At 72.9% G+C, this 25,039-nt stretch carries 21 protein-coding genes; 14 read left to right on the top strand and 7 right to left on the bottom strand.

What is annotated here, in order from left to right; all coding sequences use genetic code 11:
* Nucleotides 1-70: 70 nt before the first annotated feature.
* A complete protein-coding gene (pknB, locus tag Bequi_RS08710) occupies nucleotides 71-2,134 on the bottom strand; it encodes a Stk1 family PASTA domain-containing Ser/Thr kinase (RefSeq protein ID WP_249737545.1) in 2,064 nt (687 codons plus the stop codon).
* A 97-nt stretch (nucleotides 2,135-2,231) separates the two neighbouring features.
* Between pknB and Bequi_RS08705 the strand changes: the two genes are divergently transcribed.
* A complete protein-coding gene (locus tag Bequi_RS08705; protein ID WP_249737544.1) occupies nucleotides 2,232-2,585 on the top strand; it encodes an Rv2175c family DNA-binding protein in 354 nt (117 codons plus the stop codon).
* A 66-nt stretch (nucleotides 2,586-2,651) separates the two neighbouring features.
* Here Bequi_RS08705 and Bequi_RS08700 read toward each other — a convergent pair whose 3' ends face one another.
* Complete coding sequence (locus tag Bequi_RS08700) at nucleotides 2,652-3,788, bottom strand: polyprenyl synthetase family protein (protein ID WP_249737543.1); 1,137 nt, start codon at nucleotides 3,786-3,788, stop codon at nucleotides 2,652-2,654.
* A 128-nt stretch (nucleotides 3,789-3,916) separates the two neighbouring features.
* Here Bequi_RS08700 and Bequi_RS08695 point away from each other — a divergent pair, with 128 nt between their 5' ends.
* From Bequi_RS08695 to Bequi_RS08680, 4 genes are all read left to right on the top strand, one after another.
* The gene (locus Bequi_RS08695) at nucleotides 3,917-5,137 is read left to right on the top strand and encodes a hypothetical protein (protein ID WP_249737542.1); all 1,221 of its coding nucleotides are present in this window, start codon (nucleotides 3,917-3,919) and stop codon (nucleotides 5,135-5,137) included.
* Nucleotides 5,138-5,143: 6 nt separating this feature from the next.
* Nucleotides 5,144-6,304: a homoserine O-acetyltransferase MetX gene (gene metX, locus Bequi_RS08690; protein WP_249737541.1), complete on the top strand. Its 1,161-nt coding sequence runs from the start codon at nucleotides 5,144-5,146 to the stop codon at nucleotides 6,302-6,304.
* 69 nt (nucleotides 6,305-6,373) lie between these two features.
* Nucleotides 6,374-6,784 (top strand): universal stress protein, encoded by a 411-nt coding sequence (locus tag Bequi_RS08685; protein ID WP_249737540.1) that lies wholly within the window; start codon nucleotides 6,374-6,376, stop codon nucleotides 6,782-6,784.
* Between the two features lie 196 nt (nucleotides 6,785-6,980).
* Nucleotides 6,981-8,594, top strand: coding sequence for an RNA polymerase sigma factor (locus tag Bequi_RS08680; protein WP_283774834.1), 1,614 nt, complete (start codon nucleotides 6,981-6,983; stop codon nucleotides 8,592-8,594).
* 213 nt (nucleotides 8,595-8,807) lie between these two features.
* On the opposite strand, the gene Bequi_RS08675 is transcribed toward Bequi_RS08680, so the two are convergent.
* On the bottom strand, nucleotides 8,808-9,026 hold the full coding sequence (locus Bequi_RS08675; protein WP_249737617.1) for a DUF7455 domain-containing protein: 219 nt from the start codon (nucleotides 9,024-9,026) through the stop codon (nucleotides 8,808-8,810).
* A 151-nt stretch (nucleotides 9,027-9,177) separates the two neighbouring features.
* Between Bequi_RS08675 and Bequi_RS08670 the strand changes: the two genes are divergently transcribed.
* The 3 genes from Bequi_RS08670 to Bequi_RS08660 are packed head-to-tail and all read left to right on the top strand — an operon-like array spanning nucleotide 9,178 to nucleotide 12,979.
* Complete coding sequence (locus Bequi_RS08670; protein WP_249737538.1) at nucleotides 9,178-11,304, top strand: DNA gyrase/topoisomerase IV subunit B; 2,127 nt, start codon at nucleotides 9,178-9,180, stop codon at nucleotides 11,302-11,304.
* The gene (hisF, locus tag Bequi_RS08665) at nucleotides 11,301-12,086 is read left to right on the top strand and encodes an imidazole glycerol phosphate synthase subunit HisF (protein WP_249737537.1); all 786 of its coding nucleotides are present in this window, start codon (nucleotides 11,301-11,303) and stop codon (nucleotides 12,084-12,086) included. Before Bequi_RS08670 ends, hisF begins: the two co-directional genes overlap by 4 nt.
* Nucleotides 12,083-12,979, top strand: a complete 897-nt coding sequence (locus tag Bequi_RS08660) for a metallophosphoesterase (RefSeq protein ID WP_249737536.1) — start codon at nucleotides 12,083-12,085, stop codon at nucleotides 12,977-12,979. Before hisF ends, Bequi_RS08660 begins: the two co-directional genes overlap by 4 nt.
* Nucleotides 12,980-12,988: 9 nt before the next feature.
* Here the strand turns inward: Bequi_RS08660 and Bequi_RS08655 are convergent, their stop codons facing one another.
* Together Bequi_RS08655 and Bequi_RS08650 are read right to left on the bottom strand one after the other, a co-directional pair.
* Nucleotides 12,989-13,912 (bottom strand): D-hexose-6-phosphate mutarotase, encoded by a 924-nt coding sequence (locus Bequi_RS08655; RefSeq protein ID WP_249737535.1) that lies wholly within the window; start codon nucleotides 13,910-13,912, stop codon nucleotides 12,989-12,991.
* 79 nt (nucleotides 13,913-13,991) lie between these two features.
* Nucleotides 13,992-16,460 carry a DNA gyrase/topoisomerase IV subunit A gene (locus tag Bequi_RS08650; RefSeq protein ID WP_249737534.1) on the bottom strand — a complete coding sequence of 823 codons (2,469 nt, stop codon included), beginning with the start codon at nucleotides 16,458-16,460 and terminating at the stop codon, nucleotides 13,992-13,994.
* A 117-nt stretch (nucleotides 16,461-16,577) separates the two neighbouring features.
* Between Bequi_RS08650 and Bequi_RS08645 the strand changes: the two genes are divergently transcribed.
* From Bequi_RS08645 to Bequi_RS08635, 3 genes are all read left to right on the top strand, one after another.
* Complete coding sequence (locus Bequi_RS08645) at nucleotides 16,578-19,373, top strand: bifunctional acetate--CoA ligase family protein/GNAT family N-acetyltransferase (RefSeq protein ID WP_249737533.1); 2,796 nt, start codon at nucleotides 16,578-16,580, stop codon at nucleotides 19,371-19,373.
* Between the two features lie 80 nt (nucleotides 19,374-19,453).
* Nucleotides 19,454-20,038: a DUF5998 family protein gene (locus tag Bequi_RS08640; protein ID WP_249737532.1), complete on the top strand. Its 585-nt coding sequence runs from the start codon at nucleotides 19,454-19,456 to the stop codon at nucleotides 20,036-20,038.
* The gene (locus tag Bequi_RS08635; RefSeq protein WP_249737531.1) at nucleotides 20,025-21,269 is read left to right on the top strand and encodes an alkaline phosphatase family protein; all 1,245 of its coding nucleotides are present in this window, start codon (nucleotides 20,025-20,027) and stop codon (nucleotides 21,267-21,269) included. The genes Bequi_RS08640 and Bequi_RS08635 overlap by 14 nt, the downstream gene beginning before the upstream one ends.
* Before the next feature lie 2 nt (nucleotides 21,270-21,271).
* On the opposite strand, the gene sepH is transcribed toward Bequi_RS08635, so the two are convergent.
* Complete coding sequence (gene sepH / locus Bequi_RS08630) at nucleotides 21,272-22,459, bottom strand: septation protein SepH (RefSeq protein WP_249737530.1); 1,188 nt, start codon at nucleotides 22,457-22,459, stop codon at nucleotides 21,272-21,274.
* Between the two features lie 280 nt (nucleotides 22,460-22,739).
* Between sepH and Bequi_RS08625 the strand changes: the two genes are divergently transcribed.
* Complete coding sequence (locus Bequi_RS08625) at nucleotides 22,740-23,039, top strand: DUF4193 domain-containing protein (RefSeq protein WP_249737529.1); 300 nt, start codon at nucleotides 22,740-22,742, stop codon at nucleotides 23,037-23,039.
* Between the two features lie 143 nt (nucleotides 23,040-23,182).
* On the opposite strand, the gene Bequi_RS08620 is transcribed toward Bequi_RS08625, so the two are convergent.
* Complete coding sequence (locus Bequi_RS08620; RefSeq protein WP_249737528.1) at nucleotides 23,183-23,719, bottom strand: DUF3093 domain-containing protein; 537 nt, start codon at nucleotides 23,717-23,719, stop codon at nucleotides 23,183-23,185.
* A gap of 76 nt (nucleotides 23,720-23,795) precedes the next feature.
* On the opposite strand from Bequi_RS08620, the gene dut reads away from it, so the two are divergent.
* Nucleotides 23,796-24,329, top strand: a complete 534-nt coding sequence (gene dut, locus Bequi_RS08615) for a dUTP diphosphatase (protein ID WP_249737527.1) — start codon at nucleotides 23,796-23,798, stop codon at nucleotides 24,327-24,329.
* Nucleotides 24,330-24,332: 3 nt separating this feature from the next.
* Entirely contained in the window at nucleotides 24,333-25,037 is a 705-nt protein-coding gene (locus Bequi_RS08610) for a DUF3710 domain-containing protein (RefSeq protein WP_249737526.1), read from the top strand.
* Nucleotides 25,038-25,039: the final 2 nt, after the last annotated feature.

Here is a 25,039-nt window from a genome sequence, read left to right as displayed (position 1 = left end):
GGGCAGGATCGACGAGGAGGGGGCCGACGGCGCGGAGCCGTGGGCCCCCTCCTCGCGTTGCGCTCCCGGGTCAGAACACCTTGATGGTGACCGTGGAGCCCTTGGCCGCCTGGCTGCCCGCGGCGGCGGACTGCTCGTAGACCGTGCCGAGCACCGGCGTGCCGCGCTCGTACTCCACGGCGACGGCGAAGCCCGCGGCCTCGAGCTGCGCGCGCGCGTCGGCCTCGCTGAGTCGGAAGACGTCGGGCACGGCGACCATCTCCGGTCCGAGCGACACCACGAGCGAGACCCGGTCCCCGCGGAACGCGGTGCCGCCGGCGGGGCTCTGCGAGATCACGGACCCCGCCGGGACGGTGGGGGAGTGCGCCTGGGTGCGGCCGACGGTGAAGCCCGCGCTCTCCAGCGCCGACTGCGCGGCATCCGCTCCGCGACCGCTCTGGTCGGGCACCGCGATCGGCTCGCGGCCCTGGGAGAGCACGACATGCACCTCGCCGCCGGCGGGGAGCGCCTCGGCCTCGGCGGACTGCGAGATGACGCTGCCCTCGGGGACGGTCTCCGAGTAGGCCGGCTCGTCCTCGACGAGCACGAGCCCGACCGCGTCGACCTGCGCCTGGGCCTGCTCGAGGCTCATCCCTTCGACGGCGGGCACGGCGAACGTCTCGACGCCCTTGGAGACGACGAGCTCGACCGTGTCGCCGCGCTTCAGCACGCTCCCCGGTTCCGGCGACGTGGAGATGATCCGCCCCGCGGGGACCTCGGGGTCGAAGCGCTCCTCCGTGGCGGTGCGGAGATCCTGCGCGGTGAGCGAGGCATCCGCCGCCTCGAGCTGGGTGCCGGCGAGCGCGGGCACGGTGCGGTCGCCGCCGGGACCTTCGGTGAGATACCACCAGGAGCCGGCCGCGATGCCTCCGATCAGCGCGAGAACGAGGACCAGCGGCGCCAGCAGACGCAGCGCGGCGGACGTCCCCCGCAGCGGGACCGCCAGGTGCCGGCCCCGCCGGGGTCTGGGCAGGCCGATCGAGACCTCGCGCGTGCGCTCGTCCTCGCCGTCTGCGCGCTCGGCGGGAGCCGCGGCGCCGTCGGGGGCGGGCTCTCCGCCCGCGGGGACTTCCCCACCGGGATCGTCGGCCGCGGGCAGCGCATGCGGAGCGCCCGCGGCGGGGGAGAGGAAGGCGCGAGCGGGAGCGTCTCGCTCCAGATCCACGTCGTCCATCTGGGCCGTCAGCCGGGGGACGTCCTGGGTGTCCGTCTCCTCGAGAGGCGCGGGCTCGGCGTCCAGCACGCCTGGCGGGAGGGTGCGCAGCAGCTCGCGGACGCTCGCGAGCATGTCCTCCGCGCTGCGGGGCCGCTGCTCGGGATCGCGGGAGGCCGCCCAGGTGATGAGCGAGTCGACCTCCTTGGGCACGGTGGCGACCAGCGCCGAGGCGGCGGGGATGTCCTCGTGGACGTGCTGGAAGGCGACGTGCACCGGCTGCTCGCCGAGATAGGGCTGCCTGCCCGCTAGCATCTCGTACAGCACCACGGCGAGGGAGTACAGATCGCTGCGGGCATCGCAGTGGCCGCGGGTGACGACCTCCGGGGAGATGTACGCGACGGTCCCCAGGAGCGTGCCGCTGGCGGAGGAGTTCGCGGAGCCGATCGCCCGAGCGAGGCCGAAGTCGGCGACCTTCACGCTCCCGCAGGGGGTGAGGAGGATGTTCTCCGGCTTGATGTCGCGGTGCACGATGCCCGCCGCATGCGCGGCCTGGAGCGCCTCGAGCACCTGCTCGGCGATCACGAGCGCCTCGCGCACCCGCAGCCGGCCCGCCTCGGCGATCCGGGTGCGGAGGGTCCCGCCCTCGATGAGCTCCATCGACAGGTAGATGCGGTCGCCGTCCTCGCCCTGGTCGAAGACGCCGACCACGTGGGGATGGGCGAGGCGTGCGGCGGCGCGCGCCTCGCGCGCGAAGCGGCGATGGAAGTTCTCGTCGATCGCGAGATGCGGGTGCATGATCTTCAGCGCGACGACGCGGTCGAGGCGGTCGTCGTGGCCCCGGTAGACGGTGGCCATGCCGCCGCGCGCGATCAGCTCCCCGACGGCGTAGCGCCCGTCGAGGAGCACGCCGGAGTCAGGGGAAGTGGCAGGCGCGCTCACATCAGCCACAGTACGGGGTGCACGGGCCTCGCACGGACAGCGACACTCGCCGCGGCGGCAGTGTGCAGGTGCCCTGCGGGCATGGCACGCTTGGGGCGTGAGCACTCTCGATACCCTGATCTCCGACTGGCTGAACCTCCCCGATGCTGCCGAGGCGCTCGGCGTGGAGGTGTCCCGCGTGCGTCGCCTCATCGACGACGGCGCCCTGGTCGAGGTGCGCCGCGGCACGCCGGCGGTGCGCCACGTCCCCGCCGAGATGATCATCGATGGCGAGGTTGCCCCCCACCTGCCCGGCACGATCACCGTGCTGCGCGATGCGGGGTTCAGCGACGAGGAGCTCCTGGTGTGGCTGTTCACCGAGGACGAGACGCTCCCCGGCCGGCCGATCGATCATCTGCGACGCGGGCAGCGGGGCGAGGTGCGCCGACGCGCCCAGGCGATGGCCTTCTGAGCAGGGCCAGCTGAGCGCACCCGCAGTGTGTGCGGCGCGCACCCGCAGCGAGCGGGCAGCGCCTGCTCAGTCCTCGGCCGGGAGCGCGCCGAGGTCGAGGTCCGTCAGGTCCGTGGCGGAATCGGCGAGCATCTGCAGCCCTGCGCGCCCTGCGGCGGAGAGCCCCGGGATCCCGGCGAGCGCTGTGCGCGCCCCTGCCGCGAGCTGCGTGATCTCCCGCGCGATCGAGGCGACCGCGCCGGTGCTCGCCATCAGCTGCTGCACTCGGGCGACGTCGCTCGCGCTCGCGTCCTCCCGGCCGACGACGGCCTCGAGGAGCGCGCGGCCGGGCGCATCGGCGGCCGCGTGCGTGCGCGCGAGCAGCGCGGTGCGCTTGCCCTCGCGCACGTCGCCGCCGATCGGCTTGCCCGTGCGCTCCTCCTCGCCGACCACGCTGAGCAGGTCGTCGCGCAGCTGGAAGGCGATGCCGATGTCCTCGGCCCAGCGGGTCAGGGCGTCCAGGGTCTCGCCCTCTGCGCCCAGCAGGCGCGCGCCGAGGCGCACGGGCCGGGCCGTCGTGTAGGGGACGGTCTTCCAGCGGATGACGCTGCGCGCGGCGTCCTCGGCGCTCTCGGGCGAGGTGAATCCGCCCGCCTGGTGGAGGATGTCCAGGTGCTGCCCGGCCATCACCTCGGTGCACAGGGCTGCGAACTCCGCGTGTGCGCCGTCGATCGAGGCGATCAGCTCGTGCGCCCACGCCAGCGAGAGATCGCCCAGGACGATCGCCGCCGCCTCCCCGAAGCGGTCCGCGCCCCCGTCGAGGCGACGCGCGCGGTGCTCCTCGGCCAGAGCGATGTGGACGGCCGGGCGACCCCGCCGCGTCTCCGAGCGATCGATGACATCGTCGTGGAGAAGGGCCGAGGCCTGGACGAGCTCGATGGCCGCCCCGCACGCGCCGAGCGCCTGAACCTGGGCGGGGGAGAGCGCATCGCCGGCTGCGGCGACTCCGCCCCAGAAGCACAGCCGCGGGCGCAGCAGCTTCCCGCCGACCAGGAACTCCTCGAGCACGTCGGCCATGCGCGCGGCCTCCGGGGCGATCGCGGCGAGGTCCTCGCGATGGCGATCGAGCGCGGAGCGGAGGGTGCTCTCGACGGCGCGGGCGCACTGCGCGTCGAGCTGCGCGAGCGCGGTCGCGTCGGCCTGCGGGCTGCGGAGAGGATCCATGCTCCGATCCTTTCATGGGCGCCCCACTGCGCCTGAGAAGGGGCGGCTGCGAATCCTCCCCGTCGACGGCCTTCCACATGTTCCCCCTCCCCAGTGCGCCGCCGGAGGCGCAGGCGAAGGATCCGGTCATGACTCTTTCGACGGATCCGCCCACCATCATTCTTCGCCCGCACGAGCCCGCCGAGCTGCTGGCCCAGGCGCACCTCTGCCTCGGCACCGTCCCGCGGGACAGCATCGTGCTCGTCGGCCGGCGCAGCCCCGGCGGCAGCGCCATCGCCGCGCGCATCCCCCTGGAGGTCATCCTCGAAGCCGATGCGCCCCAGGAGTTCCTCTCCCAGCTCGCTCTGCTCGGGCAGCACGGATGCGACGGCGCGTTCGCCGTCTCCCTCGCCGGGGACGGCCTCGAGCCCTGCACCGAGGAGAGCCGCGATCGCGCGGTGCTCGCCGGGGTGCGGCTCCTGGCGGGGATCACGGGCCTCCTGCCCGGGTTCGACCTCCCGGAGGTCTGGGTCATCGGAGGCGGCACGGCCATGCCGGTCCTCCTGGAGCCTGTCGATGACGACGCCTACGACCTTGGCATCGGCCCCCAGGAGCCGCTGCCCCCGCTGCGGGAGACCCTCGTCGCGCTCCAGGCGGCGCATGCCGGGCTGCAGATGCCGGCCGACGAGACCGCGCGCCGGCAGCGCCTCCTGCAGGCGGCCTCCCGCGTGAGCGCGGCGCGCGCCCCGCGCCCCCTCGCGCCGCTCTCCCTGCTGTGGGAGCGCGCGGCGCCGGCGCTCTCCGCGCTCGCCGGGCAGTCACCGGGCGCTACCGATCCCGCGCCCAGCATGACGCACTGTGAACAGGTGCGCGCTGCGCTCGAGAGCCTCTCCTCGCCCGGCGGCGCGGAGGAGCTCCTGGCGCTCCTGGTGGATACGGGATTCGAGGGTCCGGCGGCGCTCGAGACGGTGCTGTGGGACCTCGTGAACGACCCTACGCTCGTGCCGCCGGCGAACGTCTGCGCAGGTGGGGACGACTATCGGACCATCGAGGACCTGCGGGCCCTGCTCGGCGACGGCCGCGGGGGAGAGGACCACCGGGTCTGCGGGGATCCAGCGGCGGCGTGGTCCGCGCTCACCGCAGCGCTGAGCGTCCTCGCCTGGTGGAACCACCGGTTCGCGACCGCCGGCGACCTCGCCGACGCCCTGCGGGAGGCGCAGCCCGGCGATCCTCTGGCACCCTTGCTCGCACGCCTGGCCGGGAGCTCCATCGCACCGGCCTGGCAGCCGCCTCCCGTCCAGGAGCGCTGCGGGGCGAGCGGCACCGTCCGCCCCCTCCGCGCTCCTAGGCGCCGTTCCCGAAGGAGATGACGAGCGATGAGCGCACCGCCCGCGGACCGCCTGCCGACCTCGGCGCGCCGCGGTGCCCCTCCCGCAGGCGCCTGGCATCCGGAACTGGGGCGGGGGGACCGGCGCTTCCTCCCGCTCGGCGCGATCGGACTCGAGAGCGGGAGCACTCTCCCGGATGCGCTGCTGGCCTACGAGAGCTGGGGGACGCTCGCCGCGGACGGCTCCAACGCGATCCTCGTGCTCCACGCCCTCACCGGTGATTCCCACGTGATCGGCCCCGCGGGACCCGCGCATCCCACCGCTGGATGGTGGGAGGACCTGGTGGGCCCCGGCCGGCCCATCGACACCGATCGCTGGTTCGTCATCGCCCCGAACGTCCTCGGCGGCTGCCAGGGCAGCACCGGTCCGAGCTCGACGGCGCCCGACGGGCGCGCATGGGGCTCGCGGTTCCCTGCGCTCACCGTGCGCGATCAGGTCGCAGCGGAGCACGCTCTGCTCGAGCACCTCGGGCTCGAGCGCTGGGCCCTGGTGATCGGCGGCTCCATGGGCGGGATGCGCGCCCTGGAGTGGGCGGTGACCTGGCCCGACCAGGTCGAGCGGCTCGCCGTGATCGCCAGCAGCGCCCGCGCCAGCGCCGACCAGATCGCCTGGAACAGCATCCAGGAGACGGTGATCTGCGCCGACGCGGGCTTCGCCGGAGGGGACTACTACGAGCTCCCGGCCGGCCAGGGGCCCCGCCGGGGGCTGGGCATCGCCCGGCGGATCGCCCACACGACCTACCGCACGGCGCATGAGCTCGAGGAGCGCTTCTCCAACCGGGAGCAGGACCAGGAGGATCCGGCGGCGGGAGGCCGGCACCAGGTGGTCAGCTATCTCGATCACCACGCCGACAAGCTCGTGGCGCGGTTCGACGCCAATTCGTATCTCGCTCTCGTGCGCGCGATGAGCACGCACGACGTCGGGCGCGGGCGCGGGGGCATCGGGGCGGCGCTCGGCCGGGTGCGCGCGCGCACCCTCACCGTCGCGATCGACTCCGACCGGCTCTTCCCTCCCGCCCTCGTGGAGGAGATCCCCGCGGGCATCCCCGGGGCTCGCCACCGCGAAGTGCACTGCGACCAGGGGCACGACGGCTTCCTGCTGCCCAGCCCGGAGCTCTCCGGGTGGATCAGGGACCTGCTCACGCAGTAGTGTCTGCATCACATCAGCCGGTGCGGGCGAGCCCCAGCCCCGCGCGCTGCGCAGGAAGGATCGCGCCCTATGAGCGTCGTCGTCGGATACTCGCCCTCCAGCCAGGGCGATGCTGCGCTCGCCGCCGCGCTGAAGGAGGCGCGCCGTCGGGGCGCGGGCCTCGTCGTCGCCTCCCATGCCTTCCATGATCCGGAGGCGGGTCGCACGAGCGCCGACGAGTCCGCGGTCCAGGCCGCCATCGCAGCCGCTGCTGGCGGCGAAGAGATCCCCTCCTTCACGGTGCGCCGCGGGCAGGATCTCGAGGTCGGCGACTTCCTGCTCCAGGTGGCGGAGGAGGAGGGCGCGCAGCTGCTCGTCGTGGGCCTGCGGCAGAAGTCGCGGATCGGCAAGCTGAACATCGGCGCGGCCGCACGGCGGGTGGTGCTCGCGAGCCCGTGCCCCGTGCTCGCGGTCAAGGATGCGGTGCCGGAGCCTCGCTGAGATCGGCCGTGGCGCGGGCGCCGAGAGGCGTTCCGGCGCCGATGCCGAGAACAATCCGGCGCCGCGGGAATAGATCCTGCAGGAGCGCCGTTGGTACAGTACGAGGCTTGACGGCAGCGTCCCTTCGTGCGCCCTGCGCACGGTTCCGCGCCCCGGTTCCAGGACCCGTCTGTCTCGCCCCGCACGTGCCCGCCCCATGAAGTCCGGTCCAGCTCCCGAAGGATCGGCGGAACAAGGAGACTCTGTGACTGCGTCGAAGTCCACCGCTGACACCCCTGTCGAGGAGACTGCGACGGCTGCGAAGTCGGCCGCGTCCAGCACCGCCGGCACCGCGCGGACGAGCGCCGCGACCAAGAGCACCGCAACCAAGAGCACCACTGCTAAGAGCACCGCTGCCAAGAGCGCGAGCACGGCCAAGACTCCCGCGACGAAGGCTGCGGCGGAGAAGACCACGGCGGAGAAGCCCGCGGCAGCCGCCAAGGGCGCTGCTGCGAAGACGTCGACGGCCGCGAAGACCACTGCCGCGAAGACCGCTGCATCGAAGACCACTGCCGCGAAGACGACCGCCGCGGCGAAGAAGGCTGCCGAGGCGGAGGCCGCTGCAGCCGACGCCGCTGCGAGCGAGGTCCCCGCTGAGGCCGACGGCGTCGAGGAGAAGGCCGAGGAGAAGAAGGCGCCCGCGAGGGCTCCCCGCGCACGCGCCGCCGCGAAGAAGCCCGCGACCTCGCGCGCGAAGGCCGCTCCCGCCGAGGAGGCACCGGAGGACGATGCCGACGAGGATGGCGAGGAGACCGAGGGCAAGCCCGCCGCGAAGAACGACGGCGAGGACGACTCCGCCGGCCTGGTGATCGATTCCTCCGAGGACGACGCCCCGGCCCAGCAGGTCGTCACCGCCGGCGCCACCGCCGATCCGGTCAAGGACTACCTCAAGCAGATCGGAAAGGTCGCGCTGCTGAACGCGGCCCAGGAGGTCGAGCTCGCAGAGCGCATCGAGGCCGGCCTCTACGCCGAGCAGAAGCTCAAGCGGGACGAGTCCGTGAAGAAGACCAAGGCGGGTCGCGAGCTCGCGATCATCGCCGAGGACGGCCGCGCCGCGAAGGACCACCTGCTCGAGGCGAACCTGCGCCTGGTGGTCTCGCTCGCCAAGCGCTACACCGGCCGCGGCATGCTGTTCCTGGATCTCATCCAGGAGGGCAACCTGGGCCTGATCCGCGCGGTCGAGAAGTTCGACTACTCCAAGGGCTACAAGTTCTCGACCTACGCGACGTGGTGGATCCGCCAGGCGATCACGCGCGCCATGGCCGACCAGGCGCGCACGATCCGCATCCCCGTGCACATGGTCGAGGTCATCAACAAGCTCGCTCGCGTGCAGCGCCAGATGCTGCAGGACCTCGGCCGGGAGCCCACCCCGGAGGAGCTCGCCAAGGAGCTCGACATGACCCCGGAGAAGGTCGTCGAGGTGCAGAAGTACGGCCGCGAGCCCATCTCCCTGCACACCCCTCTCGGCGAGGACGGCGACAGCGAGTTCGGCGATCTCATCGAGGACTCCGAGGCCGTGGTGCCCGCCGACGCGGTGAGCTTCACGCTCCTGCAGGAGCAGCTGCACTCGGTGCTGGACACCCTCTCCGAGCGCGAGGCCGGGGTCGTCTCGATGCGCTTCGGGCTCGAGGACGGCCAGCCCAAGACCCTCGACGAGATCGGCAAGGTCTACGGGGTCACGCGCGAGCGGATCCGCCAGATCGAGTCGAAGACCATGTCGAAGCTGCGCCACCCCTCGCGGTCCCAGGTGCTGCGCGACTACCTGGACTGATCCTCGCCGCGCCGGTCCTCGCCGCACCGCTCTGCGGCGAGCGGCCCCAGGGATCCTCGCGCTCCGCGTTGCGTGCCCGCCCCGGCTCTGTCGGCGGCGGGCACGTGCCGTTCCGGGAGTGCGCGCCCCGGACGACGTCGGGCCCCGCACCTCGAGGTGCGGGGCCCGACGGGCGCTGCGGGGATGAGTCCCGAGAGGGGCTCAGTCCTGATATCAGTCCTGGACCAGCACCGGGCGCGGCTCCAGGCGATCGGTCTCGTCGATCACCTCGGCGGCGATGGGCTCGAGCGCATCGGCGTGGGCGCGCGCGTGGTGGGCGCAGAACATCAGTTCGCCGCCCGAGGTCAGGGCAACCTTCACGTAGGCCTGCGCACCGCAGCGGTCGCAGCGGTCGTGCGCGGTGAGGCGAGGGGCTTCGAGGGTCGTGTTCATGTCGCTCATCTAATCACCGTCGGCGCTCGCGGCGAAGGACTCTCCACCCCGGTTCGCTCACCGCGCAAACGGCGGTGGCCCACCTCGCACGGCACGCCGAGAGCGGGGCGCGCCGGCTCGATCGTCGGCCCCGCCTCGTAGAATCGGGGACGTGCCCGAGACCTCCGCTTCCGCCCGCCCTGCCGCCGCGTACGACGCCCGCAACCTCCAGGTCCTCGAAGGGCTGGAGGCGGTGCGCAAGCGCCCCGGCATGTACATCGGCTCCACCGATTCGCGCGGGCTCATGCACTGCCTCTGGGAGATCCTCGACAACGCGGTCGACGAGGCCCTCGGCGGCCACGGCGAGAGCATCTCAGTGGTGCTGCACGAGGACGGCTCCGTCGAGGTGCGCGACACCGGTCGCGGCGTGCCCGTGGACGTCGAGCCCCGCACGGGCCTGACCGGCGTCGAGGTCGTCTACACGAAGCTGCACGCCGGCGGGAAGTTCGGCGGCGGCTCCTACGCTGCTTCCGGCGGTCTCCACGGCGTCGGCGCCTCCGTGGTGAACGCGCTCTCCGCGCGGCTCGACGTCGAGGTGGACCGCTCCGGGAAGACCTACGCCATGAGCTTCCAGCGCGGAGTCCCCGGCTCCTTCGCCGACGGGTCCGACGGCCCCTCGCCCAGCAGTCCCTTCACCCCTGCGAGCGGCACGGGCGCGCTGCGCGAGATCGGGAAGGTGCGCCGGGGGGTCACTGGCACGCGCGTGCGCTACTGGGCGGATCCGCAGATCTTCATCAAGGGCTCGCACTTCTCCACGGAGGAGCTGAACCGGCGCGCCCGTCAGACCGCCTTCCTCGTGCCCGGGCTCGGCATCACGATCGCCGACCATCGGCCCGAGCGCACTCCGGAGCAGCCGGAGGAGCGCACCTTCCGCTACGAGGGCGGGATCTCCGAGTTCGTCGAGTACCTCGCCTCCGACGAGAAGATCACCGATGTGATCCGCCTGCACGGCACCGGCGCGTACACCGAGACGATCCCGGTGCTCGACTCCAAGGGCCACATGGTCTCCCGTGAGGTGGACCGCACCTGCGAGGTCGACATCGCGCTGCGCTGGGGCGCCGACTACGAGACGACCGTGCGCTCCTTCGTGAACATCGTGGCGACCCCCAAGGGCGGCACCCACACCGCAGGCTTCGAGCAGGCCCTGGTGAAGACGCTGCGCAAGCAGGTCGAGAACCAGGCGCGGCGCGTGAAGTTCAACGCGAAGAACGAGAAGGTCGAGAAGGACGACACCCTGGCCGGTCTCACCGCCGTGATCACCGTGCGCCTGGAGGAGCCGCAGTTCGAGGGCCAGACCAAGGAGGTCCTCGGCACCCCGGCGGTCCGGCAGATCGTCGCGAAGGTCGTGGAGGAGGAGCTGACGGCCTTCCTCACCTCGACCAAGCGCGGGGAGAAGGAGCAGGCGGCCCTCGTGGTCGACAAGGTCGTCTCCGAGATGCGCGCGCGCATCGCAGCGCGCATGCACAAGGAGGTCTCGCGCCGCAAGAACGCGCTGGAGTCCTCGACGATGCCCACCAAGCTCGCCGACTGCCGCTCCACGGAGGTCGAGCGCTCGGAGCTGTTCATCGTGGAGGGCGACAGCGCGCTCGGCACCGCGAAGAACGCCCGCAACTCGGAGTTCCAGGCGCTGCTGCCCATCCGCGGCAAGATCCTGAACGTCCAGAAGGCGTCGATCACCGACATGCTGAAGAACACCGAGTGCGCGGCGATCATCCAGGTGATCGGCGCGGGCTCGGGCCGCACCTTCGACCTCGACGCGGCGCGCTACGGCAAGATCATCATGATGAGCGACGCCGACGTCGACGGCGCCCACATCCGCACCCTCCTGCTCACCCTGTTCCACCGCTACATGCGCCCCATGCTGGAGGCGGGCCGGATCTATGCGGCGGTGCCGCCGCTGCACCGCGTGGAGATCATCCACGGCGGCGGGAAGAAGAACGAGTTCGTCTACACGTACTCGGAGGCGGAGCTTCACCGCCTGCTCAAGAGCCTGGAGCGCCGCGGCAAGCGCTACAAGGAGCCCATCCAGCGGTACAAGGGCCTCGGGGAGATGGACGCCGACCAGCTGGCCGACACCACCATGGATCCGCGCCACCGCACCCTTCGCCGTGTGCGCATCGAGGATGCCGAGGCCGCAGCGGTCGTGTTCGACCTGCTCATGGGCAGCGACGTCGCTCCGCGCAAGCAGTTCATCATCGAGGGTGCAGAAGAGCTGGATCGTGAGAGGATCGACGCATGAGCCTGGCAGTCCGAGTCATCCCCTGCCTGGACGTGGATGACGGCCGCGTCGTCAAGGGCGTCAACTTCCAGAACCTGCGCGATGCGGGCGATCCCGTCGAGCTCGCGCGCGTGTACGGCGAGGCCGGGGCCGACGAGCTGACCTTCCTCGACATCAGCGCCTCGACCGGGGGCCGCGGGACGATGCTCGACGTCGTGCGCCGCACCGCGGAGCAGGTCTTCATCCCTCTGACCGTCGGAGGCGGTGTGCGCAGCGTCGAGGACGTCGACCAGCTGCTCCGCGCAGGCGCCGACAAGTGCGCCGTCAACACTGCCGCCATCGCCCGGCCCGAGGTGATCACCGAGATCGCGGAGCGCTTCGGCAACCAGGTCCTCGTGCTCTCCGCCGACGCCCGCAGGGTCACCGACGACACCCCTGACGGCCCTGCGCGCGCGGGCTCGGGCTTCGAGATCACCACGCACGGCGGGCGCCGCGGCACCGGCATCGATGCGATCGAGTGGATCACCCGGGCCGCCGAGCTGGGCGCGGGCGAGATCCTGCTGAACTCCATGGACGCCGACGGCACGAAGGATGGTTTCGACCTGGAGCTCATCGCTCTGGCGCGCGCCGCGGCCTCCGTCCCGCTCATCGCCTCGGGAGGGGCGGGCAGCGCGGAGCACTTCGCCCCTGCGGTGCGCGCCGGTGCCGACGCGGTCCTCGCCGCGAGCGTGTTCCACTTCGGGCAGATGAGCATCGGCGAGGTCAAGGCGGCGCTGGCCGGCGACGGTCTGCCCGTGCGATGAGCGCCCCCCGTCCGGTGGGCCGTCCCGTCCGCCGCACAGGGCCGAGCGTGCGACGCTCCGTCATCAGCCTCGCCCTCCTCGCGTGCCTGGTCTGCGGGTGGCTCGTCTGGGACAACCAGCGGATCGTGACGACCACCTATGCAGGCGTGTCCGTGCGGCTGCCCGCCGCGTTCGACGGGCTGCGGATCGTCCAGGTCTCGGATCTCCACTCGCGCAGCTTCGGGAAGGACAACGAGCGGCTCCTGGAGGCGATCGCGGATGCCCGCCCGGATCTGATCGTCCTGACCGGGGACCTCATCGATCGCACGACCGCAGATCCGGCGACTGCACTCGATTTCTCGCAGCGCGCGGCGGAGATCGCCCCGGTCTTCAGCGTGACCGGCAACCACGAGGGCGCCTCACCGCTGCGGCGGGAGCTCCTCGAGGGTCTTCAGGCACGCGGTGTCCGCACGCTCGCCGGGACGAGCGCGGACCTCGAGCGCGACGGCGAGGTCCTGCGCATCGCGGGAGTGGACGATCCCCTGGTCGCCGGAACCGCTGCCGACGGGGACGCAGGAGGCTCCGGGTTCGCGCAGCAGCTCGCCGCAGTGGCGACGGGCCCGGAGGATCCGTGCACCGTGCTCCTCGCGCATAGGCCGGAGCTGGTCGAGGAGTATGCCGCGACCGGGGCGGATCTCGTGCTCTCGGGGCATGCGCACGGCGGTCAGGTGCGCATCCCCTTCATCGGGGGGCTGGTGGCGCCCGGGCAGGGACTGCTGCCGGAGCTGACCAGCGGGATCGTCGAGAGAGGCGAAACCCGCATGGTCATCAGCCGCGGCCTCGGCAACTCCCTCGTGCCCCTGCGTGTGAACAACAAGCCCGAGCTCGTGGTCCTCGTGCTGCGGACGCGGTGAGCTCCCGCCTCAGACCTGCGCGAGCGTGTAGCGGGCGCTGATCGTGTGCGCCTCGCCGGGAGCGAGGGCGACGAAGCCGTCCTTCGCGGCGGCAGTCTCCACGCACACGAACTCGGGGAATGCCTCGTCGGGCATGTCGGGCAGGCGGCCCGCCTTCGCGGCGCCCGGGTTCCACAGCACCGTCTTGGTGGATCCCTCGGATGCGATCTCGATGCTACGGCCCAGCTCCCGATCCTCGACGCGGATCGGTCCGGTGACGGCGTAGACGCGGTCGACCTCGCCGTCGATGCGGGGCTCGCCCTCCTGGCTCTTCTCCGTCAGGCCGTCGGCGCTGTCGAGGTAGGTGCTGCCGGCGAAGCCCTCGAAGGAGAGCTTCTCGGCATCCCCGACGGCGAAGTACGTGTGCAGAGCGGCCTCGAGCTCGAGGGGCGCGTCGCCGGCCGTGATCGTGAGCGCGATGGTGAGCGCCGAGGGGCTCACGCCCACGCGCAGCCGGGCGCTCGTCCCGCTGCCGCTCGGATCTGCGCCCTCCAGGCGCAGGGTCGCGTCGACGGCTTCGGGCTGCTGGCCCTCGCCCGCGTCGTCGGCAGACTGCGCGGTGCCGTCGGCGAGCGCCGGGGTCACGCTCTCCACCTCCCAGCGATGGGTGCGCAGCCAGCCGTGGGGCGGCACCGCCTGGAGGTCCCTGCCGGGCCCGAACCAGGGGCCGACGAGCGGGACTCCGCCGCGGATCGCCTTCCCGGGGCCGAACTCCGAGGTGGGGCTCATCCACAGCAGATCCTCGCCCGTGGAGGGGACCCAGCTCGTGAGGTGGGCGCCGTCCAGCTGGATGACGGCGCTCGTGCGCTCCAGCTCGATCACCAGGGCGGGGAAGCCGTGGCGGTCCTCGAGCGTGACGCCGGCGGGCAGGTCGATGCTCGTGTTCTCGCTCATGCCCCCATCGTGCCACCGTCGGCGTGTCCCAGGCCACAGTGGCCGGGGATTGCCCGGGCGCGGATCTCCGGGGCCGGGGTCACCCGACGGCGGCGACGGGCACGGCGACCGGGGAGCCCGATCCGTCGCGCCGGCCGACGGGGGCGGGCAGATCGACGGGCTGGCCGGCCTGGGTGCAGGCCCGCGCGGGGGAGGGGACGACCCACGCGCCGATCAGCACGTCCTCTCCGCGCAGGAATCGGTGGCAGCGCATGCCGCCGGTGGCACGGCCCTTGGCGGGGTACTCGGTGAGGGCGGAGACCTTCAGGGACCCCGTCTGCGTGAGCGCCAGTGCGGCCGAGCTGCCGGAGATGGTCACGACCTCCGCCTCGCGCGTGACGTCGACGGCGGTGAAGGAGAGGACCAGCGCCCCGGGCTGCAGCTTGATCCCGGCGACGCCGCCTGCCCCTCGGCCCTGGGCGCGCACGCCGGAGACGGGGAAGTGGAGCAGCTGCGCATCCGTGGTGACGAAGACGAGGTCGATGTCGTCGACGGGGGCGTCGCCGTCCAGGTCGACCACCCCGACCACGGCATCGCCCGGCTTCAGCGCGATGATCTCGAAGCCGTCGGTGCGCGGCAGATCCAGGCTCACGCGCTTGACCACGCCGTCGCGCGTGCCGAGCACCAGCGAGCCGCCCCGCTCGAGGTCGGTGTCCTGGGCGCGCACGATCCCCACCACGCGCTCGCCCTTCTCGAGCGCCAGCAGATCTTCCAAGCGGGTGCCTCCGGCGAGGGAGGGCGGGCCGGCGGTAGGGGTGAGCGCAGGCAGCTCGACCACCGGCACATGGAGCAGGCGGCCGCGATCGGTGACCGCACCGATCTGCGCGCGCGCGGAGGTCAGCACCTGGGCGAGCACGACGTCGTGGGCGGAGCGCGCATCGCCGTCGCGCAGCACCGGCTCCTCGCTCGTGGTGCGAGCGATGAGGCCGCTGCCCGAGAGCAGCACGCGGCACGGCTCGTCGGCCACCTCGAGCGGCGCCGACAGCGACGCCGTGCCCTGCTGCGAGGACTCCAGCAGCACGGTGCGCCGCGCCGTGCCGTGCTCGGCGGCCACGGCTGCGAGCTCGTCGGAGACCAGGGAGCGCAGCGCCTCCTCGGAGGCGAGGATCTCCTGCAGCGCCTCGATCCGCGCACGCAGCTCGTCGCGCTCGCCCTCGAGCTCCATGCGGGAGAACTTCGTCAGCCGGCGCAGCCGCAGCTGGAGGATGTACTCGGCCTGCACGTGCGTGAGATCGAAGGCGGCCATCAGGGCGGTGCGCGCGCGCTCGGAGTCCTCGGCCGCGCGGATGATCGCGATGACCTCGTCGATGTCGAGGATCGCGAGCAGCAGCCCCTCGACCAGGTGCAGCCGGTCGGTGCACTTGCGCAGGCGGTGCTCGGTGCGGCGGCGCACCACGGTGAGGCGGTGGCCGACGAACACCTCGAGCAGCTGCTTCAGCCCGAGGGTGCGGGGCTGCCCCTCGACGAGCGCGACGTTGTTGATGGAGAAGGACTCCTCCAGCGGCGTGTGCTTGTAGAGCTGGGCGAGCACGGCGTCGGGGTTGAACCCGGTCTTGATGGTCATCACCAGGCGCAGCCCGTGGCGGCGGTCGGTGAGGTCCTGGTAGTCGCTGATGCCCTGGACCTTCTTGGACTGCACGGCGTCGCGCAGCTTCTCCGCGACCCTCTCCGGGCCCACCTGGTAGGGCAGCTCGGTGACCACGATGCCCTTCTTGCGGCTCGTGATGCTCTCGATCTTCGTGGTCGCGCGCATCTTGAAGGAGCCGCGGCCCGTGCGGTAGGCATCGCGTACGCCGTCCAGCCCCACGATCCGCCCGCCCGAGGGGAGATCCGGACCCGGCACCATGCGCATCAGGTCCTCGAGCGATGCATCGGGGTGGCGCAGGAGGTGACGGGCGGCGGCGATCACCTCGACGAGGTTGTGCGGAGCCATGTTCGTGGCCATGCCGACGGCGATGCCGGAGGCGCCGTTGACCAGCAGGTTCGGGAACTGGGCGGGGAGCACCTCGGGCTGGAGGAGCTGGTTGTCGTAGTTCGGGACCATGTCCACGACGTCCTCGTCCAGCGAGGTCACCATGAGCTGCGCGGAGCGGGCCAGCCGCGCCTCCGTGTAGCGGGCCGCCGCGGGCCCGTTGTCCAGGGAGCCGAAGTTGCCGTGGCCGTCGACCAGCGGCACGCGCATCGAGAAGTCCTGCGCCATGCGCACCAGGGCGTCGTAGATCGCGGAGTCTCCGTGGGGATGGAGCTTGCCCATCACCTCGCCGACCACGCGCTGGCTCTTCACGTGGCCGCGGTCGGGCCGCAGGCCCATGTCGTCCATCATGTAGAGGATGCGGCGCTGGACGGGCTTGAGCCCGTCGCGCGCGTCCGGCAGCGCGCGGGAGTAGATCACCGAGTAGGCGTATTCGAGGAAGGACGTCTCCATCTCGCTGGTGACGTCCACGTCGACGATGACGCCGTCGACGTTCTCGTCCTCTGTGCTGGCGCTGGGCTGCCGGGTTCGTGCCATGCCGTTCATCCTGCCCCATCGCCTGCGCGCATCCGCGCAGGCACGGGCGTGATCCGGCGTACGCACGGCCGCCGCAGGTCCCGGCGGCGCGCAGAGAGGGAGCCTAGGATCTGGTCCATGGGAGCACGTCGCGATGGAGCCGAGACCCCCCGCCCGCGAGTCGCCGACCTGATCCGCGCCGCGCGGCCCGCTCGCGCCGGAGCAGAGGTGGGCGACGGCGCGCGCACGCCCGCCCAGCACGCGGGATATCCCGCGCACTGGGAGGCGGACATCGCCCTGCGCGACGGCTCGGCGGTGCACCTGCGGCCGATCCTCCCCTCGGACGCCGAGCGCCTCCAGGCGTTCCACGAGGCCCAGTCCGAGCGCTCGCGCTACTTCCGCTTCTTCGCGCCCATGCCCTCGCTCTCCCCGCGGGATCTGGAGCGCTTCACCGTCGTCGACCACCGCGACCGCGCGGCGCTGGTGGTGCTCGCGGCCGACGACATCATCGCCGTGGGCCGGTACGACCGTGCGAGCGCGACCGAGGCGGAGGTGGCGTTCAACGTCTCCGACAGCCACCAGGGCATGGGGATCGGCTCGATCCTGCTGGAGCATCTCGTGGCAGCCGCGCGGGAGAACGGCATCCGCACCTTCCTCGCCGATGTGCTGCCGCAGAACGCCTCGATGCTGGGTGTCTTCACCGACGCGGGCTTCGACGTCAGCCGCACTCTCGACGACGGGGTCGTCACGGTCTCCTTCGACATCGACCCCACTGCGCGGTACCGGGAAGTGATGGCCGAGCGCGAGCACCGGGTGGAGGCCCGCGCGATGGAGAAGCTCCTGCACCCGTCCGCGATCGCGCTGATCGGCGTCTCCACCCGCACGGACTCGATGGGCGGGCGCTTCCTGCGCCACCTGCAGGACGCCCGCTATCCCGGCGGCATCAGCATCGTGTCCCCCGACGCGCTCGAGATCGGGGGGACTGTCACCGTGCCGAGCATCCGCGAGCTGCCGCCCGGCATCGACCTCGCGGTGATCGCGCTGAGCAGCCCGGAGGCCTGCCTCGAGGCGGTGGGGGAGTGCGGTCGCGCCGGAGTGCGCAGCGTGCTCATCCCGACCGAGGGCTTCGCCTCGGCACTCTCGGGCCCGGGAACCGGGGGGAGGGGCGGCGCCCCGGCGCTGCAGCGCCGGCTCGTCGCCCGGGCGCGCCGCTACGGGATGCGCGTGCTGGGCCCCGGCTCGTTCGGCTTCCTGCGCACCGGAGAGGATCCCCTCAACGTCTCCCTATCCCCCCGGCTTCCCCGCCCCGGATCGGTGGCCATCGCCGGCCAGTCCGCCGCGCTCAGCGCGATGCTCCTGGCAGGGGTCGATGCTCGCGGGATCGGCGTGCGAGAGTTCGTCGCCGTCGGCAACCGGGCCGACGTCTCCCTCAACGACACGCTGCAGCACTGGGCAGGGGACGACGCGGTGAGCGTCGTGGCGCTGGCCCTGGAATCGATGGGCAATCCGCGCAAGTTCACCCGACTGGCCCGCCGCATCACGCGCAGCGCGCCCCTGGTCGTGCTGCGCCCGCCCAGCCTCGGCAACACCGCACCGCCCGGGCACGACGTGCGCGCCTCGACGCTGCCCCGTGCCGCCCTGGACCAGGTGCTCGCCTCCAGCGGCGTGGTGACGACCCGCAACGTCGAGCATCTGATGGACGTGGTCGAGGCCATCGAGCGCCAGGGCGTCCCCTCGGGAGGACGCGTCGGCCTGCTCTCGAACACGCCGGCGCTCGGCGAAGCACTGCGCGGCGCCGCCGACGCCGCCGGCCTCGAGGTCGTCCAGGACGACCGGCGGATCCCGCTCGGCACCGACGATCGCCTGGTGCGCCGCGCCTTCACCTCCATGGCCGCGCTCGGCGAGGTCGACCTCGTGATCGCCGCGATCCTGGATCCGCTCACCGGGGACATCGCACGGTCCCTGCGCGAGCTCGCCCGGATCGCGGCGGGCTCCGGGGTGCGCCTGGTCGCGTGCGTGGTCACCGATCACTCCCGCTTCTCGCGGATGCGCGAGGAGGTGCGCAGCGACCCGGGGCTGCCACCCGTGCACTCGAGCCCCGCGGGCGCGGTGAGAGCGGCGGCCGGGATGGTCGCTGCGATCCGCCCCGCCGCCGGGGAGGAGCCGGCCGCCGCCCAGCGCGAGGGCATCGACGTCGAAGCGGCCCGCTCCCTCGTGCGCGCGGCGCTCGGCGAGCGGGAGGGGCCCGTGCTGCTCAGCGAGGAGGACACCGACCGGCTCCTTCGCGCCTACGGCCTCGCGCTCCTGCCGAGCCGCCCCGTCGCCGGCCTCGAGGACGCGCTCGCCGCTGCCGAGGAGATCGGGTATCCCCTCGCGCTCAAGAGCACAGATCCCGCGCTGCGCCACCGCGCCGATCTGGGCGGAGTCCGGCTGGACATCGCAGGACCCGAGTCGCTGCGCCGGGCCCTCGCCGCGATGCGCGAGGCCCTGCACTACTCCCCGGCAGGATTCGCGATCCAGGCGATGGCTCCGCCCGGCGTGCCGGTGGTGGTGCGCACCCAGGAGGACGCCTCCCTCGGGCCGGTCGTCTCCTTCTCCCTCGCCGGCGACGCGACCGACCTGCTGGGGGACATCGCCTACGCGATCCCGCCCCTCAGCGAGCAGGAGGCGCGCCGACTGATCCGCACCCCCCGCAGCGCCGTGAAGCTCCGCGGCACGGGCGCCCTGCCCCCGGCGGACACCGCGGCGCTCGAGGATCTGCTGGTGCGCACGGCCCTCATGGCCGAGGACCTCCCCGAGATCCAGCAGCTCGACCTGCACCCGGTGCTCGTCGGGCAGCGCGGCTGCACCGTGATCGGCGCGCGGGTCACGCTGGCCCACGCGCCGAACCGCACCGACTGCCTCCGCCGCCAGCTGGGCGGCTCAGAGCTCTGAGCCCGGCCCGGCTCTGATCCCGGCCCGCCCGCGAGCACGCGGCGGGATCGCGATCGACGGGATCGTGGAAGGATGGCGACATGGCCTCTGCACCCACCTCCGCACTCCCCGCCGATCTGCTCAGCGAGCTCGAGGGCGCCGGGTACTTCCCCCAGATCGCCGCCGCGAGCCTGGAGCGCAGCGTGCGCGGCGCCGCCGTGATCGCCCACCTGGTGCGGCCGGAGACGACCTTCGACGGCCCGGAGGTGCGCCGCCACCTCACGGTCCTCGCGCTGACCGCGACGCACCTGGTCATCTCCCACCTCGATGACGATCCGGCCGACGTCCTCAACCCGAGCCAGGTCGTCGCCGCCGTCGAGCGCGTGCGCCTGGAGCGCGTGCACACCACCGGCCTCTCCCAGGTCTTCGACGCCGATGCGAGCGGCGCCCGCGCCCGCGAGAGCGAGGTGACCCTCGCACTCACCTGGGGCGGCAGCCGGAGGCTCGACCTCGAGCGCGCCTGGTGCGAGGACCCCGAGTGCCAGGTCGACCACGGGTTCAGCGGCACCCTGTCACCGGGAGACCTCGCACTGCGCGTGAGCGCCCTCGCCGACGGGGAGGCCGCCGTGCGCGCCGCCCTGGACTTCCACGACGCGCTGCTGGACGCCGTGGATGCCCGGGCCTGACGCGCAGCGCACCGGCGCCCAGTCCGAGGCGCCCCTCCCCGCGCCACTGGCCGCCGCGACCGACCTCCTCCCTCCGCCCTACGCGGGCGGTGCAGAGCCTGGTCTGCGCGGCGTCCTCGCCCCGCTGCTGCTGACCCCGCGCCGCGGTCGCGACGTGGTCGTCCTCATCGACGGTCTCGGCTTCCAGCAGCTCTCCCAGCACCTCGCGCTGACGCCGACGCTGCGCGCCCTGCGCGATCGCACCCAGAAGATCCGCACCGTCGCCCCGGCCACGACCGCCGCAGCGATGGCCTCCCTCCTCACCGGCCTGCCTCCGCTGCGCCACGGGATGCTCGGCTACACCGTGGCCGACCCGGGCACCGGACTGCTCGCGAACCAGCTCACCGGCGCCCTCAGCGACCCGCTCGCCCCGGCCGGGCGCGCGCCCCAGCGCACGGTCGATGCGCGGCAGTGGATGCGCGCGGCTGTGCTCGCCGAGCGCTCCTCGCGCACCGCGATGCAGGTCGCCCCCGCCGCGCACTCGACGAGCCTGCTCACGCGCGCCGCCTACCGAGGGTGGACCTTCTTCCCGCAGGGCAAGCCCCACGAGCGCGTGGATGCCGTGCTCGCCGCGCTGCGCGCAGGCGGGCAGGACGCACTGGTGCACCTCCACATCGATGACGTGGATCATGCAGGGCATAAGCATGGAGTCGACTCCGAGCAATGGCGCGAGGCGCTCGCCGAAGCGGACGCGCTGCTGGGCGCGCTGCTGCGCCGACTGCCGAAGGGGACCCGCGTGCACGTCGTCGCGGACCACGGCATGGTCGACACAAGCCCTCAGCGCACGGTCGACCTCGCCGACCACCCCGAGTGGACGTCGAAGATCGCGATGGCCGCGGGGGAGCCGAGGGCGGTCGCACTGCGACTGCACCCCGAGCACCGCGGCGCCGAGGAGTCGGCCGCCTTCGCGGCCCAGCTCGCCGACGGGCTGGGAGAGCGGGCCGCCGTGCTCACGCGCGCGGAGGTGCTCGCCTCCGGGATCTACGGCCCGCCCGTCGCCCCTGCGGACGAGGTCGACGCGATCGACGAGGCCGTGAGGGAGCGCCTGCCCGATGTGCTCGTCCTCGCGAGGGGACGGTTCGCGCTGGAGGACAGCCGGCGTCGAGCCCCGGGCCGGAGCCCGGAGGTCGGCGTCCACGGATCGCTGACCTCAGCGGAATGCATGATCCCCCTGGTGAGGATCGAGGTCTGAGCTCAGTCGTGCTTGGAGCCGAAGACGATCTCGTCCCAGCTGGGGATCGAGGAGCGCTTCGGGCGCGGCTTCTGCTTCGCGGACTCCGCGGGAGCCTGCTCGGGGAGATCGTCGAAGCCCGGCAGGGGGGTGAGGTCGATGGTGTCGCTCGCGTGGATCGGATCCGCGAGCGGGGCCTCTTCCGCTGAGCCGGGCTGCGGGACGAGCGAGAGCGGGCCTGAGGCGTCCTGATCCGGCTCTGCGTCCTCGCCGCGGTGGGCGTCCTCGGCGGCCGGGGTCTCGGCTGCGCGCAGATGCTCCTCGCGCGCCTCGGCATCGGCAGCGCGGTCGGCACCGCGGCGGAAGGGCCAGCGCGAGCGCGCGGGGGAGGCCTCCTGCGCCAGCTGCGCATCCTCCTGGAGGGTCGACCACGTGGCGTCTCCCTCTTCGGGGAGGGAGGAGCCGCGCACGCCGCGCCGCGCGTTCAGCGCCGCGAGCTCGTCCTCGTCAATCGCGGAGGAGTGGGCGGGGTCGGAGCTGTCGTCCTGCGCGTGCGGATCCGCTGTCGGGGAGGATTCGTCGAAGGCGGACTGGTCGTAGACGGTGCTGCGCAGGGCGGTCAGCCGCGCGCGGCCCAGCGTGGGCTCGTCGGCCTCGTCATCCAGCGTGAGCCAGCGGGCCTCGTCGTCGTCGGCCTTCACGCTGCGGCGCGTCATGTCGACGATCCAGTGCGCGGCGCGATCGCGCCCCGCAGCGGTGAACGCGAGCTCGAGCGTCCACAGCCCGTCGTGGCCGCGCCACGCATCCCAGCGGGTGACGTCGCCGGCCTGCCGGGCGGCGAGGCGCTCGGCGACCAGCGCATCCAGGGTCGGGCCGTCGGCCTTGCCGACGCGGAACGTGCGGGCGCGCTCGGCGGCGAAGCCGCGCTCGGCGAGGACGGGGCCCTCGTACCGGCGCACGTGCTCGATCTCGATGTCGGCGATCGAGGCGATCTCCTCGGCGGAGCGGCCCGCGCGGAGCATCGCCTGGATCTCCTTGGGGCGCAGGGGAGCGCTCGAGGCGGCCTGGATGAGGTTCAGGGCGGGGCGATCGCGGCGCACAGCGGCGCGCAGGGCCTCGTCGATGTGCAGCGTGTACTTCTCGCCGTCGAGATCGCGCAGGACGATGTGCTCGCCGTCGTCATGGATCCCGTCGAGTTCGAGCTCTCGCATCGTCGTCCTTCCGCAGGGCGTGGTGGCCCGATGGGCGCTGGTGCCAGGCGTTCCGGCAGTCCCCCCGATCATAGGGCCCCCTCCCGTGCGCACCCTGGCGGCGCTCCGCGCCCCCGATCCGCGGACCGGGCTTGTGACATGCATCCCGCTCTGCAATAATCTCCGCGCAACCTGCGTGGATGACCGGCAGAGGCACCCTCTCGGCGCGAGCGCGCAGTTCACGCCTCTGACCGGAACCGGTCAGGACCCCTACACTTCCCGATCGAGGTACGAACCACTGATGGCCACTGACTACGACGCACCGCGCAAGACCGATGACGAGTCCTCCGAGGACTCGATCGAGGAGCTGAAGGGTCGCCGCAACGAGTCCTCCACCGCGTCGGTGGACGAGGACGAGGCCGAGGCGGCCGACGGCTACGAGCTGCCCGGCGCCGACCTCTCCAACGAGGAGCTCTCGGTGCGGGTCCTTCCCCGTCAGGCCGACGAGTTCACCTGCGGCAGCTGCTTCCTGGTGAAGCACCGCAGCCAGATCGACCACGCCGAGGGCAAGCTCTTCATCTGCAAGGAGTGCGCCGCCTGAGCGCCGCTTTCCGCATGCGAGAGGCCCGGTGATCCGCGAGGATCACCGGGCCTCTCGCATGCACGGCCTCGCCTGCGTGCGCCGCAGACCTCAGCCGGTCCCGCTGGTCGCGGGTGCACGCGCACCGGCGGCCAGGGCGTGTCTCAGGAGCGCGGACGGCCCGCCTGCGCAGCCGTGATGGCCAGGGCGAGGTCCTCCGGGGCGCGCGAGGAGGCCACCCAGGCAGGAGTGGGATCGGCCGGATCGAGCACCGGCACGCGCAGGCCGGTGTGGATCCAGCCGCGCGTGCAGTGGAAGGCCAGGGGCTCGAATCCGGTGGACATCACCTTGTCCCACTGCGCGCGGGGCAGCGCCTGCGGGGCGCCGAGCAGGGAGACCGGGATGCGCGCCCGGCCGAGCCGCAGCTGGTCGGCGTCGACCTCGATCACCGGACTCGTCAGCCAGGCGGCGATGCAGGCCGCGATGATGCCGATGATGCCCGTGACCAGGGCGGCGGTCAGCGAGACGGGCACGAGCAGGACCCCGAGCACCGCACCGGCGATCACGACGACGACCCAGGTGCCGGGCCCCGGCGTGAGCCGCTCGGTGTAGAGCGGGCCGGAACCGGCGGGATCCTCTGCAGGCCCCGGGGCGAGATCAGCGGAATCAGCAGCGGGCGTGGACGCGGTCACCTCAGGCATGCGCCCATGATCTCACGCAGCGCCTCCCGTCCCGCTCTGCCAGGACTCGCGGGCCGCAGCGCCTAGGCTGAACGCCATGGACTCCACCCCCAGCGCCCCCAGCGGCGATCCCGACCCCGTCTCCGCGGCCCCCGAGGGCGGCGCGGTGCGGATCCAGCTCCTCGAGGGAGCCGCGCTGCCGTATCGCGCCCACGCACATGACGCCGGCGCCGATCTCATCAGCAGCGAGGACCTGGTGCTCGCTCCGGGGGAGCGCGCCCTCGTCGGAACCGGCATCCGTCTCGCCCTCCCGGAGGGGACGGTCGGCATGGTCTGCCCGCGCTCGGGCCTCGCGATGCGCCACGGGATCACCGTGCTGAACGGCCCCGGTATCGTGGACGCCGGCTACCGCGGCGAGGTGCGCGTGCCGCTCCTGAACACGGATCGGGAGCAGCCGTTCGCCATCAGCCGCGGCGACCGCATCGCCCAGCTGGTGATCGTGCCGTTCCTGGCGCCGGCGCTGACCGTCGTGGACGAGCTCGATGCGACCGATCGCGCCGAGGGCGGATTCGGATCCAGCGGAGGCTTCGGAGCACCCGCCGACGCCTCGGCCCCCTCGCACAAGGAGTGAGACATGGGACTGTTCTCCCGCCGCACCGCTGCCGCCCGCGCCTCCGGGCCCGCTGACGGTGCGCCCGAGCGCGAGGTCGAGCAGGCGGATCCGCGTCCCGCGCACCTCGCCGCGGGCCCCTTCGATCTCGCCGATGCTCCGAGCGGCGATCGGATCGACCTCGGCGGGCTGCAGATCCCGATGCGCCAGGGGATGGAGCTGCGGATGGAGATCGACCAGCGCACGCAGGCCGTCACGGGCGCGAACCTCCTCATCGACGGCTCGTCCCTGCAGCTGCAGGCGTTCGCCGCTCCGCGCTCGCGCGGCCTGTGGGACGAGGTCCGCACCTCCCTGCGCGACTCCGTGGTGGCCCAGGGCGGCACGGCGGAGACCCGGCCCGGTCCCTTCGGCACCGAGCTGCTCGCCCGCCTGCCCCTGACCCGGGCCGACGGCCGCGTCGGCTACCGACCCGCGCGATTCATCGGCGTCGACGGACCGCGCTGGTTCGTGCGCGCGATCCTCACCGGGCCGGCGCTCGGCGACGCAGCGGCGGCGGAGCCCTTCGAGGCGCTCCTGTCGGAGGTCGTGGTGGTGCGCGGCGCGGAGGCGATGGCGCCGCAGGAGCTTATCGCGCTGACCCTTCCCGGGCAGCGCCCCGGGCTGATCCCCCAGCAGGAGGGCCTGCCCGATCCGCTCGCGCGCGGCCCCGAGATCACCGAGATCGGCTGAGG

The sequence above is a fragment of the Brachybacterium equifaecis genome (genome assembly GCF_023509525.1).
Classification (GTDB): domain Bacteria; phylum Actinomycetota; class Actinomycetes; order Actinomycetales; family Dermabacteraceae; genus Brachybacterium; species Brachybacterium equifaecis.
The sequence above is the reverse complement of the archived record's forward strand: the minus strand, read 5'-3'. Positions and strand labels throughout refer to the sequence as shown.

What these genes read in the sequence shown, in the direction of transcription:
- Bequi_RS08700 (WP_249737543.1), bottom strand. Translation starts at nt 3,788, where the DNA reads ATGGATCCTCTCCGCAGCCCGCAGGCCGACGCGACCGCGCTCGCGCAG.
- Bequi_RS08695 (WP_249737542.1), top strand. Translation starts at nt 3,917, where the DNA reads ATGACTCTTTCGACGGATCCGCCCACCATCATTCTTCGCCCGCACGAG.
- metX (WP_249737541.1), top strand. Translation starts at nt 5,144, where the DNA reads ATGAGCGCACCGCCCGCGGACCGCCTGCCGACCTCGGCGCGCCGCGGT.
- Bequi_RS08685 (WP_249737540.1), top strand. Translation starts at nt 6,374, where the DNA reads ATGAGCGTCGTCGTCGGATACTCGCCCTCCAGCCAGGGCGATGCTGCG.
- Bequi_RS08680 (WP_283774834.1), top strand. Translation starts at nt 6,981, where the DNA reads ATGAAGTCCGGTCCAGCTCCCGAAGGATCGGCGGAACAAGGAGACTCT.
- Bequi_RS08675 (WP_249737617.1), bottom strand. Translation starts at nt 9,026, where the DNA reads ATGAACACGACCCTCGAAGCCCCTCGCCTCACCGCGCACGACCGCTGC.
- hisF (WP_249737537.1), top strand. Translation starts at nt 11,301, where the DNA reads ATGAGCCTGGCAGTCCGAGTCATCCCCTGCCTGGACGTGGATGACGGC.
- Bequi_RS08660 (WP_249737536.1), top strand. Translation starts at nt 12,083, where the DNA reads ATGAGCGCCCCCCGTCCGGTGGGCCGTCCCGTCCGCCGCACAGGGCCG.
- Bequi_RS08655 (WP_249737535.1), bottom strand. Translation starts at nt 13,912, where the DNA reads ATGAGCGAGAACACGAGCATCGACCTGCCCGCCGGCGTCACGCTCGAG.
- Bequi_RS08650 (WP_249737534.1), bottom strand. Translation starts at nt 16,460, where the DNA reads ATGGCACGAACCCGGCAGCCCAGCGCCAGCACAGAGGACGAGAACGTC.
- Bequi_RS08645 (WP_249737533.1), top strand. Translation starts at nt 16,578, where the DNA reads ATGGGAGCACGTCGCGATGGAGCCGAGACCCCCCGCCCGCGAGTCGCC.
- Bequi_RS08640 (WP_249737532.1), top strand. Translation starts at nt 19,454, where the DNA reads ATGGCCTCTGCACCCACCTCCGCACTCCCCGCCGATCTGCTCAGCGAG.
- Bequi_RS08635 (WP_249737531.1), top strand. Translation starts at nt 20,025, where the DNA reads ATGCCCGGGCCTGACGCGCAGCGCACCGGCGCCCAGTCCGAGGCGCCC.
- sepH (WP_249737530.1), bottom strand. Translation starts at nt 22,459, where the DNA reads ATGCGAGAGCTCGAACTCGACGGGATCCATGACGACGGCGAGCACATC.
- Bequi_RS08625 (WP_249737529.1), top strand. Translation starts at nt 22,740, where the DNA reads ATGGCCACTGACTACGACGCACCGCGCAAGACCGATGACGAGTCCTCC.
- Bequi_RS08620 (WP_249737528.1), bottom strand. Translation starts at nt 23,719, where the DNA reads ATGCCTGAGGTGACCGCGTCCACGCCCGCTGCTGATTCCGCTGATCTC.
- dut (WP_249737527.1), top strand. Translation starts at nt 23,796, where the DNA reads ATGGACTCCACCCCCAGCGCCCCCAGCGGCGATCCCGACCCCGTCTCC.
- Bequi_RS08610 (WP_249737526.1), top strand. Translation starts at nt 24,333, where the DNA reads ATGGGACTGTTCTCCCGCCGCACCGCTGCCGCCCGCGCCTCCGGGCCC.